Origin of the sequence: Streptomyces mobaraensis (assembly GCF_020099395.1) — a bacterium.
Classification (GTDB): domain Bacteria; phylum Actinomycetota; class Actinomycetes; order Streptomycetales; family Streptomycetaceae; genus Streptomyces.
On record NZ_CP083590.1, the window covers coordinates 6,852,343 to 6,868,815 of the forward strand.

The 16,473-nt window shown below is 77.2% G+C and carries 3 protein-coding genes; all 3 read left to right on the forward strand.

The window, feature by feature from the left end; all coding sequences use genetic code 11:
- The first annotated feature begins 1 nt into the window (after nucleotide 1).
- Nucleotides 2-10,396, forward strand: a complete 10,395-nt coding sequence (locus tag K7I03_RS30470; RefSeq protein WP_185940938.1) for a type I polyketide synthase — start codon at nucleotides 2-4, stop codon at nucleotides 10,394-10,396.
- A 68-nt stretch (nucleotides 10,397-10,464) separates the two neighbouring features.
- Nucleotides 10,465-14,811, forward strand: a complete 4,347-nt coding sequence (locus K7I03_RS30475) for a type I polyketide synthase (protein WP_224347291.1) — start codon at nucleotides 10,465-10,467, stop codon at nucleotides 14,809-14,811.
- On the forward strand, nucleotides 14,693-16,462 hold the full coding sequence (locus K7I03_RS30480; RefSeq protein ID WP_398858593.1) for a type I polyketide synthase: 1,770 nt from the start codon (nucleotides 14,693-14,695) through the stop codon (nucleotides 16,460-16,462). Before K7I03_RS30475 ends, K7I03_RS30480 begins: the two co-directional genes overlap by 119 nt.
- Nucleotides 16,463-16,473: the final 11 nt, after the last annotated feature.

The following is a 16,473-nucleotide window of genomic DNA, read 5'->3' on the forward strand; positions in this document are numbered from 1 at the left end:
TGTGACCGCATCCAGCGAAGAAGTCATCAAGGCGCTGAGGGTTTCCCTCAAGGAGGCGGAACAGCTCCGGCAGCAGAACCGCAAGCTGACCGAGGCGCAGTCCGAGCCCATCGCCATCGTCGGCATGGCCTGCCGCCTGCCCGGTGACGTCCGGTCCCCCGAGGACCTGTGGCGGCTCGTCGCCACCGGCACCGACGCCATCACCCCGTTCCCCGAGGACCGCGGCTGGGACGTCGACGCCCTCTACGACCCGGACCCCGACACCCCCGGCCGCACCTATGTCCGGGAGGGCGGCTTCGTCCACGACGCCGGCCGCTTCGACGCCGACTTCTTCGGCATCAGCCCCCGCGAGGCCACGGCCATGCACCCGCAGCAGCGGCTGCTGCTGGAGACCGCCTGGGAGGCGTTCGAACGGGCCGGCATCGACCCGTCGTCCGTCCGCGGCACGCGCACCGGCGTGTTCGCCGGCGTGATGCAGATGGACTACGCGTCCCGGCTGCGCAAGGCCCCCGAGGACCTCGAGGGCTATCTGATGACCGGCGGGCAGGGCAGCGTCGTCTCCGGCCGCATCGCCTACACCCTCGGCCTCGAAGGCCCCGCCGTCACCGTCGACACCGCCTGTTCCTCGTCCCTGGTGGCAGCCCACCTCGCCTGCCAGTCCCTCCGGCGCCAGGAGTGCACCCTCGCCCTGGCCGGCGGCGTCACCGTCATGGCCGACACCCTCGGCTTCGTCGAGTTCAGCCGGCAGCGCGCGCTGTCCCCGGACGGCCGCTGCCGCTCGTTCGCCGCCGGCGCGGAAGGCACCGGCTGGGCCGAGGGCGCCGGCGTCCTGCTCCTCGAACGGCTCTCCGACGCCCGCCGCAACGGCCACCGGATCCTCGCCGTCCTGCGCGGCTCCGCCGTCAACCAGGACGGCGGCAGCAGCGGCTTTTCCGCCCCCAACGGCCCCGCCCAGCAGCGCGTCATCCGCGACGCCCTCGCCGGCGCCCGGCTGACCCCCGCCGACGTGGACGCCGTGGAGGCACACGGCACCGGGACGAAGCTCGGCGACCCGATCGAGGCCCAGGCGCTCCTCGCCACCTACGGCAAGGGACGTGCGGCGGACCGGCCGCTGTGGCTCGGCTCGCTCAAGTCCAACCTCGGCCACACCCAGGCTGCCGCGGGCGTCGCCGGCGTCATCAAGATGGTGATGGCGCTGCGCAACGGCGTCCTCCCGCGCACCCTCCACGTCGACGCGCCCACCCCGCACGTCGACTGGGAGGCCGGCGGCGTCGCCCTGCTCACCGAGGAGCGGCCCTGGCCCGAGGCCGCCCGGCCGCGCCGGGCCGCCGTCTCCTCCTTCGGCATCAGCGGCACCAACGCCCACGTCATCATCGAACAGGCCCCCGCCGACGGCGCCGACGAGCCCACCGGCGCCGGCGCGGTGGCCGACGGCTCCGGCGTCCTGCCCTGGCTGCTCTCCGCCCGTACGCCCGAGGCCCTGCGCGAGCAGGCGGCCCGGCTGCGCACGGAGGTCACCGGCCACGCCGAGTGGCCCGCCGGCGAGGTCGGCTGGTCCCTCGCCACCGGGCGCGCGGCCCTCGAACAGCGGGCCGTCGTCATCGGCGGCGACCGCGAGGAACTCCTCACCGGCCTCACCGCCCTCACCACCGGCGACGCCGCCCCCACCCTGGTGACCGGGGCGACCGGCGGCGGTTCCCTCGGCCGGCCCGTCTTCGTCTTCCCCGGCCAGGGCTCGCAGTGGCTCGGCATGGCCGTCGAACTCCTCGGCTCCAGCGAGGTGTTCGCCGGGCGGATGGCCGACTGCGAGCGGGCGCTGGCACCGTTCGTGGACTGGTCCCTGGTGGACGTGCTGCGCGGCGCGGAAGGCGCCCCCGGGCTCGACCGGGTGGACGTCGTGCAGCCGGCGCTGTGGGCCGTGATGGTGTCGCTCGCCGAACTGTGGCGGTCCGTGGGCGTGGAACCCGCCGCCGTCGTGGGGCACTCGCAGGGCGAGATCGCCGCCGCGTGCGTGGCGGGCGGGCTCACGCTGGAGGACGGCGCCCGGGTGGTGGCGCTGCGGTCGCGGGCGCTGCTGGAGATCGCCGGCGAGGGTGGGATGATGTCCGTCGCCCTGCCCGCCGCCGAGACGGAGACGCTGGTCGCGGCCTGGGACGGCCGCATATCCGTCGCCGCCCTCAACGGCCCCCGGTCCACGGTGGTCTGCGGGGACGCGAGCGCGCTGGACGAGCTCATGGCCCACTGCGAGGCCGATGAGATCCGGGCCCGGCGCGTGCCCGTCGACTACGCGTCGCACTCGGCGCACGTCGAGCGCATCCGCGAGCGGATCCGGGGCGAACTGGCGGACGTCCGGCCGCACTCGGGCTCGGTGCCGTTCCACTCCACCCTCACCGGCGAGGTGTTCGACACGGCCGGTCTTGACGCGGACTACTGGTACCGCAACCTGCGCGGCACCGTCCGCTTCCAGTCGGTGATCGAGGGGCTGCTGGCCGCCGGGCACCGGGCGTTCGTCGAGTGCAGCGCCCATCCGGTGCTGACCGTCGGGGTCGAGGAGACCGCGCAGGAGGCGGACGTCCCGGCCGTCGTCGTCGGCTCGCTGCGCCGCGACGAGGGCGACTGGCGGCGCTTCCTGACCTCCATGGCCGAGGCGTACACCCAGGGCCTCGCCGTCGACTGGCCCTCGCTCTTCTCGGGCGGCGCCCGCCGCCTCGTCGACCTGCCCACCTACGCGTTCCAGCACCGCCGTTACTGGCTGGAGGAGACCGCGCCGGAGGAGGCCGGGCCCGCCGACGGACCGGAGGCCGGCTTCTGGAGCGCCGTCGAGGACGGGGACGCCGACGCCCTCGCCGCCGCCCTGCGGGTGGAGGACGACGAACAGCGCACCTCCGTGGCCTCCCTCCTCCCGGTCCTGTCCTCCTGGCGGCGGCGGAGCCGCGAGCGCGACGCCGTGGACGGCTGGCGCTACCGGATCGGCTGGAAACCCGTCGGCGCCGTGGGCGCCGGACCCTCCGGCACCTGGCTCGTCGTCCTGCCCGAGGGGCACGCGGACGACCCGTGGCCGGCGGCGGTCGTGGACGCCCTGACGGCCCGCGGCGTCTCCGTCGTCACCGTCTCGCCGCCCGCGGCGGACGCCGGCCGGCACTCCCTCGCCGACTCCCTCCGCACCGCCCTGGCCGGCGCGGAACCGGCGGGCGTGCTGTCCTTCCTCGCCCTGGACACCCGGCCGTGGGCCGGCCGCCCCGACACGGGCACCGGCGTCTTCCTGACGCTCGGCCTGGTCCAGGCCCTGGGCGACGCGGGCGTGACCGCGCCCCTGTGGTGCGCCACGCGCGGCGCGGTCGCCACCGGCCCCTCCGACCCGCCGGCCGATCCCGTCCAGGCCCAGGTCTGGGGCCTCGGCCGGGTCGTCGCGGTGGAGCACCCGGAACGCTGGGGCGGTCTGCTGGACCTGCCGGGCGGCGTGGACCCGGACGAGCGGACGCTCGACCGGTTCTGCGGGGCGCTGGCGGGCGGCGCGGGGGTGGGCCGTCGTACGGGCGCACCCGCCTCAGGGGACGCTGGATCGGTGGCCGGTGGCACCGGGTCGGCCGTCGCGACCGCCGAGTCGGCCGCCGGAACCGCCGGACCGGCTCCCGAGGAGGCCGTACCCGCCGCCGGAATCGCCCGTCCGCACACCGGCCCCGCCGCGGACGCCGAGGACCAGCTCGCCGTCCGTCCCGCCGGGCTGTTCGCCCGGCGGATGCTCTCCGCGCCGCTGGGCGACGCCCGGCCGGCCCGGGACTGGAAGCCGCGCGGCACCGTCCTGGTGACCGGCGGCACGGGCGTCCTCGGCCGGCGGCTCGCCCAGTGGCTGGCCGCCTCCGGGGCCGAGCACCTCGTCCTCGTCAGCCGTCGTGGGGCCGAAGCCCCGGGGGCGCGCGAACTCCGCGACGAGATCACGGCGTTGGGCGCCGACGTCACCCTCGCCGCCTGCGACCTCGCCGACCGGGACGCCGTCGCCGCCCTGCTCGCCGGGCTCGCGGAGGACGGCCGTACGGTCCGAACCGTGCTGCACACGGCCGCGCACATCGAGCTGGACCGCGTCGACACCACCACGTACGACGCCCTGGCCGACGCCGTCGCCGCCAAGATGGCCGGCGCCCGGCACCTGGCCGACCTCCTCGACCCGGCCGAGCTCGACGCCTTCGTCATGTTCTCGTCGATCGCCAGCGTCTGGGGCAGCGGTGAGCACGCCGCGTACGCCGCCGCCAACGCCGCCCTCGACGCGTTCGCCGAGCACGGCAGGGCCCGCGGCCTCCCGCTGACCACCGTGGCCTGGGGCGTCTGGGAGGACGCCGTGCGCACCTGGGAGGACCACGGCCTGGACGTGGCCGACCGGCGCCGGCGCGTCCGCGAACAGGGCCTGCCCCTGATGCGCACCGAACTCGCCCTCGCCGCGCTCCAGCAGGTCCTCGACCACCGCGACACCTTCATCGCGGTCGCCGACATCGACTGGGACCGCTTCGTCCCCCTCTTCACCTCGGCCCGCCCCAGCGCCCTGCTGCGCGACCTGCCGCAGGCCCGCCCGGCCAAGGACGACGGGAAGGCCCCCGCCGCGCCCGCCGGCGAGGGCGCCGAACTCCGCGCCCGTCTCGCCGCGTTGCCCCCGGCCGACCGCCGGCGCGCCCTCCTCGATCTCGTCCGGACGCACGCCGTGGCCGTCCTCGGCCACTCCGCGCCCGACGCCATCGGCGCCGAACGCGCCTTCAAGGAGCTCGGGTTCGAGTCGCTGACGGCCGTCGGGCTGCGCAACCGGCTGGCCTCCGCCACCGGACTGCGGCTCCCCGCCACCCTCGTCTTCGACTACCCGACCCCCCTCGCCCTCGCCGGCCACCTCGCCGGCCTGATCCTCGGCGACACCCCGGCCCCCGCCGCGCCCGCGGCCCCGGTCCCCGCCCTCCCGGCGGCCGACGACGACCCGATCGCGATCGTCGGCATGGCCTGCCGGTTCCCCGGCGGCGTCGAGACCCCCGAGGACCTCTGGCGGCTCGTCGCCACCGGCGGCGACGCCGTGTCCGGCTTCCCCGCCGACCGCGGCTGGCGCCTCGACGACCTCTACGACCCCGACCCCGACCGGCTCGGCACCAGCTACGTCCGCGAGGGCGGCTTCGTCCACGGCGCCGACCGCTTCGACGCCGGCTTCTTCGGCATCAGCCCCCGCGAGGCCCTCGCCATGGACCCGCAGCAGCGGCTGCTGCTGGAGACCGCCTGGGAGGCGTTCGAGCGGGCAGGTATCGGCCGCGAGGCCCTGCGCTCCAGCGCCACCGGCTCGTTCATCGGCGCCATGACCAACGGCTACGGGCCGCGCCCCCAGGACGCGCCGCGCGAGATCGGCGACTACGTGGTGACGGGCAGCGTCACCAGCGTCGTCTCCGGCCGCCTCGCCTACGCGTTCGGCCTGGAGGGCCCGGCGGTCACCGTCGAGACGGCCTGCTCGTCGTCCCTCGTCGCCCTGCACCTCGCCTGCCAGGCCCTCCGTGCCGGCGACTGCTCCATGGCGCTCGCCGGCGGCAGCGTCGTCATGCCCACCCCGGACGCGTTCGTCGGCTTCAGCCGGCTCCGCGGGCTGGCGAGGGACGGCCGCTGCAAGGCGTTCTCCGACGACGCCGACGGCTTCGGCCTCTCCGAGGGAGCAGGCGTCGTCCTGCTCGAACGCCTCTCCGAGGCCCGCCGCAACGGCCACCGGGTGCTCGCCGTCGTCCGCGGCTCCGCCGTCAACCAGGACGGCGCCTCCAACGGGCTCGCCGCCCCCAACGGCCCCTCCCAGCAGCGTGTCATCCGCGAAGCCCTGGCGAACGCCCGGGTGGCGGCGGCCGACGTCGACACGGTCGAGGCACACGGCACGGGCACCAAGCTCGGCGACCCGATCGAGGCCCAGGCGCTCCTCGCCACCTACGGCCAGGACCGGCCCGCCGACCGGCCGCTCTGGCTCGGCACGGTGAAGTCCAACATCGGCCACACCCAGGCCGCCGCCGGCGTCGCGGGCGTCATCAAGACCGTGCTGGCACTGCGGCACGGCGTCCTCCCGCAGACCCTGCACGTCAGCCGGCTGTCCCGCCACATCGACTGGTCGGCGGGCGGCGTCGAGGTGCTGACCGAGCACCGCGCCTGGCCGGACACGCACGGCCGGCCGCGCCGCGCCGGCGTCTCGGCCTTCGGCATCAGCGGCACCAACGCCCACGTCATCCTGGAACAGGCGCCGGAGGACGAGTCCGCCGCCGCTCCCGAGAGCAGCTGCACGGACGTCCTGCCCTGGGCGGTCTCCGCCCGCTCCCCGCAGGCCCTGCGGGCCCAGGCCGCCCGGCTCGCCGAGGCCGTCGGGGACGCAGACCCGGGCCGGGTGGGGTGGACGCTGGCGTCGGGGCGCTCGGCGTTCGAGCACCGGGCGGTGATCATCGGGGACGGTCTCGGTGAACTGCGCGAGGGCCTGCGGGCGTTGGCGGACGGTGAGATCGCCTCCGGTGTGGTGAGCGGGGTGGCCTCGGGCGAGGCCGACGGTCCGGTGTTCGTGTTCCCGGGGCAGGGGTCGCAGTGGGCCGGCATGGCCGTCGAACTGCTCGACGCCTCCGAGGAGTTCGCCGAGCGGATCGCCGAGTGCGAGCGGGCGCTGGGCCCGTACGTGGAGTGGTCGCTCACCGATGTGCTGCGGCAGGCGCCGGGCGCCCCCGGGCTGGAGCGCGTTGACGTCGTGCAGCCGGTGCTGTGGGCGGTGATGGTGTCGCTGGCCGCGCTGTGGCGGTCGTCGGGCGTTGAGCCCGTCGCCGTGGTGGGGCATTCGCAGGGCGAGATCGCCGCCGCGTGTGTGGCGGGTGGTCTGTCGCTGGAGGACGGTGCCCGCGTCGTCGCGCTGCGTTCCCGGGCGTTGCTGGAGATCGCGGGGGAGGGCGGCATGGTGTCCGTCGCCCTGCCGGCCGCCGAGACCGAGGCGCTGCTGGAGTCGTGGGACGGGCGAATATCCGTCGCCGCCCTCAACGGCCCGCGCTCGACGGTGGTGTCCGGTGAGGCCGGTGCGCTGGAGGAGTTGCTGGCGCACTGCGAGTCCCAGGAGATCCGGGCGCGGCGGGTGCCGGTCGACTACGCGTCGCACTCGGCGCACGTCGAGCGCATCCGGGAGCGGATCCACCGGGAGCTGGCGGGCATCAGCCCCCGCTCCGGGTCGGTCCCCTTCCACTCCACGCTCACCGGTGAGGTCTTCGACACGGCCGGACTTGACGCGGACTACTGGTACCGCAACCTGCGCAGCACCGTCCGCTTCCAGTCGGTGATCGGCGATCTGCTGACCGCGGGCCACCGGACGTTCGTCGAGTGCAGCGCCCACCCCGTCCTCACCGTCGGCATCGAGGAGACCGCGCAGGAGGCGGACGTACCGGCCGTGGTCGTCGGCTCGTTGCGCCGCGACGAGGGCGGCCGACGTCGCTTCCTGACCTCCCTGGCCGAGGCGTACGTCCAGGGTGTGGCCGTCGACTGGACCACCGTCTTCCCGGCCGGCGCCCGCCACCGCGTCGACCTCCCCACCTACGCCTTCCAGCGCGAGCGGTTCTGGGTCGACGCCCCGCGTCCCGCCGGGGACGTCGGGCAGGCCGGGCTGGCCGACGCCGGGCATCCGCTGCTGGGCGCGGGCGTGGCCCTGGCCGGGGGCGAAGGGCTGCTGTTCACCGGGCGGTTGTCGACGGAGAGCCACCCGTGGCTCGCCGACCACGCCGTCTGGGGCACGGCCCTGCTGCCCGGCACCGGACTGGTCGAACTCGCCGTGTACGCGGGTGACCAGGCCGGCTGCGGCGCCCTGGAGGAACTGACGCTCCAGGCGCCGCTCGTCCTGCCCGAGCGCGGCGCGGTCGACGTACAGGTACGGCTCGGCGCGCCCGACGCGGACGGGCGGCGGCCGGTCGGCATCCACTCCCGACCCGCCGCGTCCGCCCGGGAGTTCACCGGTGACGGCTGGGTCTGCCACGCCACCGGCACGCTCGCCGCCACCCCGGCGGCGGAGCCGGCCGTCCCGGCCGCCGGCGCCTGGCCGCCCGCCGCGGCGATCCCCGTGGACCTCGACGGGCTCTACGAGCGCCTGGCGGGCGACGGGTTCGGCTACGGCCCGGCCTTCCAGGGGCTGCGCGCGGCGTGGCGGACCGAGGAAGCGTTCCTCGCCGAGGTCCGGCTGGCCCCCGAACAGCAGGCGGACGCCGCCCGGTTCGGCGTCCACCCGGCGCTGCTCGACGCCGCCCTCCACACCACCCTCCTGGACGGTGTGGACCAGGTGCGGCTGCCGTTCGCCTGGACGGGCGTCGAGGTGCACGCCACCGGCGCGACGGCGCTGCGCGTCCGGCTCGCCCGGACCGGCCCGGACACGGTGTCGCTGACCACGACCGACACCACCGGCCGTCCGGTGGCCTCCGTCGCGTCGCTCGCCGTCCGGCCCGTCCGGCCCGAGCAGCTGCGGAACGCGGCGGCGGGCGTGGGGGACGCGCTGTTCCGCCTCGACTGGACCGAGCGCGCCGAAAAGGGCGGGGCACAGGGCGGCACCTGGGCCGTGCTGGGCTCCTCGCCCGAGGCCGACGCCCTCGCGGCCGCCTTGACGGACGCGGGCACCCCCGTCACCGTCCACGCCGACGTCGCGACCCTGCTCGCCGAAGCGGCTCCGGCTCCGGACGTCCTGCTGCTCCCCTGGACGGAAGCGGACGCCGGTCCCGTCCCCGCCGCGACCCACACCGCCGTCCACCGTGCCCTGGCCGTCCTCCAGGGCTGCCTCGCCGCCCCCGCCCTGGAGAACACCCGCGTGGTGTGGGTGACGCGCGGCGCGGTGAGCGTCGTCGACGGCGAGGACGTCACCGACCTGGCGGCCGCCGCCGTGCACGGTGCGCTGCGGTCCGCGCGGGTGGAGCACCCGGGCCGGTTCGCCGCCGTGGACCTCGACGGGGACGCGGCGTCCGTCCGCGCGCTGCCGGCGGTGCCGTTCGCCGACGAGCCGTGGGCGGCCGTGCGGGCGGGCCGGGTGCTCGTCCCCCGGCTGTCCCGCGCGGTAGCGGCGGGCGGCGCGGAGGTCGTCGCACCAGGGGACGGGACCGTGCTGATCACCGGCGGCACCGGCACGCTGGGCGGCCTGCTGGCCCGGCACCTGGTGACCGTCCACGGCGTACGGAACCTGCTGCTGGCCGGCCGGCGCGGGCCGGACGCGCCCGGAGCCGCCGAACTGGTCGACGAACTCGCCGCGTTGGGCGCCCGGGTGACCGTTGTGGCCTGCGACGTCGCCGACCGGGACGCGCTGGCGCGGGTCGTGGCCGCGGCCGAACCGCCGCTGACCGGCGTCGTCCACGCGGCCGGCGTCCTGGACGACGGCGTCGTCACCGCCCTGACCCCCGACCGGATGAGCGCGGTCCTGCGGCCGAAGGCCGACGCGGCCTGGCACCTGCACGAGCTGACGCGGGACGCGGGACTGTCGATGTTCGTCCTGTTCTCCGGCGCCGGCAGCACCCTCGGCAACGGCGGGCAGGCCAACTACGGTGCCGCCAACGCCTTCCTGGACGGCCTCGCCGCCCACCGGCGGGCGCTCGGCCTGCCGGGCCTGTCGATGGCGTGGGGCCATTGGGCCGACACCAGCGCCATGACCGGGACGATGGACGACGCCGACCTGGCCAGGATGCGGCGCTCCGGCGTCCTGCCGCTGTCCGCCGCCGAGGGGCTCGCCCTGTTCGACGCGGCCCTCGGACAGGACCGGGCGTTCGTCCTCCCCGCCCGCCTCGACCTCGCCGCCCTCCGGGCCGGGACCGGCACCCCGCCGCCGCTGCTGCGGACGCTGGCGGCACCGGCCGGGCGGCGGGCTGCGGCCGCCCAACCTGCCGCTGTGGAAACCGGGTTGGCCGACCGGCTGGCGGCGCTGCCGCCCGCCGAGCGCGGCAGCGTCCTGCTCGATCTCGTCCGCGCCCATGTCGCGACCGTCCTCGGCTACGGCTCCCCGGACGAGGTCGACACCGGCCGGGGCTTCCTCGAAGCGGGCTTCGACTCGCTGCGCGCCGTCGAACTGCGCAACCGGCTCGCCGCCGCCACCGGACTGCGGCTGCCGGCCACGCTCACCTTCGACCACCCCAGCCCGGACGCGCTCGCCCGGCACCTGCGGTCCCGGCTGGAGACGGACGAACAGGCGGCGCCCGCGGCCGGATTCGCGGAACTCGACGGCCTGGAGGCCGCCGTCCGGGCCCTCCCGGCCGGAGACCCCGGCCGCGCCGGGATCGCGGCCCGGCTGCGCGACCTGCTGACCGAGCTGAAGAACGACGCGGAACCCGCCGCCGGGGACGACGACGCGGTGACCGCGGCGACCCTCGACGAGCTCCTCGACATCGTCGACGACGAACTGCGCAGGTCCTGACCGCCGGGCGGGACCACCCCCGCCCGGCACCCGGGAACTGTTCGTGCCAGAGAAGGGCCACAAGCGACATGACCAGTGACGAAAAGGTTCTCGACTACCTCAAGCGCCTGACCGTCGACCTGCGCAGGACCCGGCAGCGGCTGCACGAGGCCGAGGCCGGCGCCCGCGAGCCGATCGCCGTCGTCGGCATGGCCTGCCGCTACCCCGGCGGCGTCCGCTCGCCCGAGGACCTCTGGGAACTGGTCGCGGCCGGCACCGACGCGATCACCCCGCTGCCCGCCGACCGGGGCTGGGACCCGGAGCTGTACGACCCGGACCCGGCCCGGCACGGCCGGGTGTACGTCCGCGAAGGCGGCTTCCTGGACGGCGCCGACCGGTTCGACGCCGGCTTCTTCGGCATCAGCGGACGCGAGGCGCTGGCCATGGACCCGCAGCAGCGGCTGCTGCTGGAGACGTCCTGGGAGGCCCTGGAGCGCGCCGGCATCGACCCGGCCGGGCTCGCCGGCAGCCGCACCGGCGTCTTCGCCGGCGTCATCTACCAGGACTACGCGTCCCGACTGCGGCGCGTGCCACCGGAGTTCGAGGGCTACATCGGCAACGGCAGCGCCGCCAGCGTCGCCTCCGGCCGGGTCGCCTACACCCTCGGGCTGGAGGGCCCGGCCGTCACCGTCGACACCGCCTGCTCGTCGTCGCTCGTCGCCCTGCACCTCGCCTGCCAGTCGCTGCGGCTCGGCGAGAGCGGCGTCGCGCTGGCGGGCGGCGTCACCGTCATGGCCTCCCCGATGGCCCTCGTCGAGTTCAGCCGGCAGCGCGGGCTGGCCCCCGACGCCCGCTGCAAGGCGTTCGCCGCCGCCGCCGACGGCACCGCCCTCGGCGAGGGCGCCGGCATGCTCGTCCTCGAACGCCTGACGGACGCCCGCCGCAACGGCCACCCCGTCCTCGCCGTCATCCGCGGCAGCGCCGTCAACCAGGACGGCGCCAGCAGCGGCCTCACCGCCCCCAGCGGCCCCGCCCAGCAGCGCGTCATCCGCGACGCCCTCGCCAACGCGCGGATCGCGGCCGCCGACGTGGACGCGGTGGAGGCCCACGGCACGGGCACCACCCTCGGCGACCCCATCGAGGCCCAGGCCCTGCTGGAGACCTACGGCCAGGACCGGCCGGCCGACCGGCCCGTACGGGTCGGCTCGGTGAAGTCCAACATGGGCCACGCGCAGGCCGCGGCGGGCGTCGCCGGCGTCATCAAGATGGTGATGGCGCTGCGGCACGGTGTCCTCCCGCGCACCCTGCACATCGACGAGCCGTCGCCGCACGTGGAGTGGTCGGCGGGCGCCCTCGCCCTGCTCACCGAGCCGGCACCGTGGCCGGCGTCGGAGCGGCCCAGGCGGGCGGGCGTGTCGTCGTTCGGCGTGAGCGGGACGAACGCGCATGTGGTGCTGGAGGAGGCGCCGGAGGAGGCTGCGGCGTCGGCGTCGGCGCCCTCCGACAAGGGCGCGTCGTCCGGTGCGGCCGTGCCCTTCGGCGGGGTCGCGCGCTCCGGCGGGACCGTCCCCTCCGGCGAGGTCGCGCGCTCCGGCGAGGTCGCGCCGGAGGAAGCCGCGGCCGCGGCCGCCGGGGTGGGCTCGGGAGCCGCCGACGCCACCGAGAGCGCCGACGCCGATTCCCTACCGTCCGTCGTGTCGGCCGTTCCCTGGCCCCTGTCCGCCAAGACCCCGGAAGCCCTCCGCGACCAGGCCGCGCGCCTCCTCGCCCACCTCGACGCCCACCCGGACGAGTCGGCCGCCGACATCGCCGCGGCCCTCGCCCGCGGCCGCTCGGTCTTCGAGCACCGGGCGGTGCCCGTCGGCGCGGACCGTGACGAACTCCGGTCGGCCGTCGCGGCGTTGGCCGCCGGGGAGCCCGCTCCCGGAACGGCGACAGGCGCGGCACACGGCGCGGCCAAGGTCGCCTTCCTCTTCCCGGACGACGGCAGCGGAACCGGGGGCGCCGCGGTGCGCCGCCTGCTGGACGAGTCCCCCGTGTTCGCCCGGCACCTTGAGCAGTGCGCCGGTGCGCTCGCCACCGCCACCGGCCGGGCCGGGGCGGATGTGCTCCGGGACCTGACGGACGCGATCGGCGCGCCCACGGCGGCCGATGGGCCGGCCGGGGACGGCGCGGGCCGCCCGGCGGCGGAGGACGGCCGGAACCGGCCGTCCGGTGCGGCCGAGACATCCGACGTATCGGGCGCGGCCGGTGGGACCGGTGATGCCGGTGTGGCCGGAGTGGGCCGTTCCGACGCGACCGGCGCGGGCACGACGCCCGGGACGGGTGGACGGGCCGACAAGGATCACGTGTCCGGTAGTGCGGCTCCGTCCGGGGCCGGCACCCGCGCCGCCCGCTGGGCCGTCGCCGTCTCCCTCACCGCGCTCTGGCGGCACCACGGCGTCCGGCCGTCGGCCGTCGTCGGCGACGGGATCGGCGAGGTCGCGGCGGCCTGTGCGGCGGGGGTGCTGTCGCTGGAGGACGGTGCTCGCGTCGTGGCCGGGGAGGCGGGTGACGCCGTGGCGCCGCGTCCGGCGGAGGTGCCGTTCCGTACGACCTCCGGCGGCGACGACTGGCGGCCCGACGCCGGCCGGTCGCCGCGCGGACTCGACTCCGCCGTCGGCGATTCGGCCGCGAGCGGGCGGACGGTGTTCGTCGTCATGGGGACGGACACCGGCGCCCCGGACTCGTCCGCGGTCCCCGCGCTGGGCGCGGACGGTGGCGCCCGGGGGCTGCTGGCCTCGCTCGCCGACGTGCACGTCCGCGCCGCCGCCGTGGACTGGTCCGCCGCCCTGCCGGGCACCGGACTCCGCCGCGTCGACCTGCCGACGTACCCGTTCCAGCGCCGCCGCTACTGGCTCGACGACGCCCCGGCCACCGGGGACGTCGCCTCCGCCGGACTCGGCGCCGTCGACCACCCGTTGCTGGCAGCTGCCGTCGAACTCCCGGACGGGGACGGGGTGCTGTACTCCGGCCGGCTGTCCACCCGTACCCACCCGTGGCTCGCCGACCACACCGTCCTCGGCCGGACGCTGCTGCCCGGCACGGCCTGCCTGGAGCTCGCGCTGTGGGCCGCCGACCGGGCGGGCTGCGGCCTGGTCGAGGAACTGACCCTGCACGCCCCGCTCGTCGTCGGCGACGCCGGCGCCCGCCTCCGGCTGGCCGTCACCGGCCCGGACGCGTCCGGCCGCCGCCGCCTCACCCTCGACGCGTGCGCCGACGGCACCGACTGGACCCGCCACGCGAGCGGCACCCTGGCCGAGGGCGCGCCGCGGCCCGGGTACGACCTGATGGACCCGGCCCCGGAGACCGCCGCCGCGACGGACGTCACCGCCTTCTACGAGCGCGCCGCCGCACGCGGTTACGCCTACGGTCCCGCCTTCCGCGGCCTGCGGTCCCTCCGCCGGCTCGGCGACGAGGTCTTCGCCGAGGCCGCCCTCGACCGCGACCGGCAGGCCGAAGCCGCCCGCTACCGCCTCCACCCGGCCCTCGCCGACGCCGCCCTGCAGGCCCTCGGCGTACTCGTGGAGGAGAGCGGCGGCGCGCCGCGACTCCCCTTCGCCTGGCGGAACGTCGCCGTACACACCCCGGGCGCGGGCGCCCTGCGCGTCCACCTCACCCGCACCGGCCCGGACACCGTCACCCTGGACCTCGCCGACCCGGCCGGCACCCCCGTCGCCTCGGCGGGCGCGGTCGTCCTGAGGACCGTCCGGGACGAGCAGGCCGCCACCGAAGCCGGCGAGGGCGCCCCGGCGGCCCTGTACCGCGTGGAGTGGGCCCCCATTCGCACACCCGTCGCGGGCGCCCCCACCGGAACCGGTGTCGAGGGGCATGAGGCTGCCGGCGGGCCCGCCTCGGCTCCCGCGTCCGCCGGCGTGCGTCAGGACGCGCCCGCCGCGTCGGCCCTCTCACCTGCCGTCGACGGTGCCGGCGCGCACGCCGCGTCCGGCGCCGGCGGTGAACCCGGTGCCGAAGGGCACGGCGCACCCACCGCCCCGGCTCTCACCCCCGTCACACACGCGGTGCCCCCCACGCCGGTGGGCTACGGCGCGTCCGACGCCCACGCGCCCTCCACCGCCGGGCAGGGGACTCCTGCCCTCGGCGCGTCCATCGCCCTGATCGGCACCCCCCGGCCCCGAGGGCGTGCCGGTGGCCGACCTGCCGGAGGCCGCCGTCCACGCGGACCTCGCCTCCCTCGGTGCGGCCGTCGACGGCGGAACGGCCCGTCCCCGTACGGTGGTTCACGTCCTGACGGCCGGCACCCCCGGCCCCGACGGGCTGCGCGCCGCCACCCGGGGCGCCCTCGGCCTCGCCCGCTCCTGGTCGGCAGACCCCCGCTTCGCCGGTGCGACGCTCGTCGTCGTCACGCGCGGCGCCCTGGCCGTCCGGCCCGGTGAGGACGTGTCCGACCCGGCCGCCGCGGCGGCCCTCGGGCTGCTGCGGACGGCGCAGTCCGAGCACCCGGACCGGATCGTCCTGGTCGACGCCGACACGTCCATCGACGGGCGCGTGCTCGCGGCCGTCCTGGGCGCCGGCGAGCCGCAGGCGGCCGTGCGGGACGGGGAGGTCCTGATCCCGCGCCTGGTGGCGGCCGGGTCGGAAGGGGCGGGCGCCCGTCCGCTCGACCCGCGCGGCACCGTGCTGCTCACCGGCGGCACCGGCGCCCTCGGCGGCGAGGTCGCCCGCCACCTGGCCCGCGCCGGGGCGCGCAGGCTGCTGCTCGCCGCCCGCAGGGGCCAGGACGCCCACGGGGCCGCCGAGTTGACGGCGGAACTGGCCGGGCTCGGCGCCGAGGCGACCGTCGTCGCCTGCGACGTGTCCGACCGCGCCGCGCTCGCCGCGCTGCTCGCCGGCATACCGGAGGAGCACCCGCTGACGGCCGTGTACCACGTCGCCGGCGTGACCGACGACGGCGTCCTGGACGCGCAGACGCCCGAGCGCCTCGACGCCGTCCTCCGTCCCAAGGCCGACGCCGCCTGGCACCTGCACGAGTTGACCGAAGGCCACGATTTGGCGGCGTTCGTGATGTTCTCCTCGGCCGCCGGGGCGTTCGGCTCCGCCGGGCAGGGCGGCTACGCCGCGGCCAACGCCTACCTGGACGCCCTCGCCCACCACCGCCGCTCCCGCGGCCTGCCCGCGCAGTCGCTGGCCTGGGGGCTGTGGGCCCGGAGCAGCACGCTCACCGACGCGCTCGACGCGACCGGCCGGGCCCGGCTCGGCCGGACCGGCGTCCTGCCGCTGGCCACGGACGACGCCCTCGCGCTCCTCGACGCCGCCGGCGCCCACGGCGAGCCGGTGCTGCTGCCGCTCCGGCTCGACCCCGCGCGGGTGGCGGCGCAGGGGAGGCCCCCGGCGCTGCTCCGGGCGCTTCCCGCGACGGCACACACCGCGGAACACACCGCCGAACCCACCACGGAGCCGCCGGCCGAGCCGGCCGCCGCTCAGGAACAGGAATCCGCCGCGCCCGGCCACCGCTACGCCGCCCTCCCCGAGCCCGAGCGCCGTCGGGCTCTGCTCGGACTCGTCCGGACGCACGCCGCCGCCGTCCTCGGCGAGGCGACGCCCGCCGACATCGCCCCCGACCGCGGCTTCGTCGACCTCGGCCTGGACTCCCTCGCCGACCTCGAACTCCGCGACCGGCTGCACGAGGCCACCGGGCTGGACCTCCCCACCACCCTGATCTTCGACTACCCCACGGCGGCCGTCCTCGCGGAGCACCTCTGCGCCGAGTTCGCCGCCGCGGCACCCGCCGACGGGCCCGACGGGCCGGACGGCCCCGGCGGCCCGGTCGTCGAGGAACTCGACCGGCTGGAAGCCGCCCTCGCCCCCTACGCCGCCGACGATGGGACCAGGGACCTCGTGGCCCGCCGCCTGAAGGACCTGCTGTCCCGCTGGGGCACGGCCGGCCCGGAAGGACCCGGCCACGGCTCCGGCCACCCCGCCCCGGAGACCGGCCAGAACGCCCGTGGGCACGACGACTTCGCCACCGCCACCGACGACGAGCTCTTCGAAGCGCTTCGAGAGCTGCGCACCGCAGAACGCGGCTGACCACCGGACCG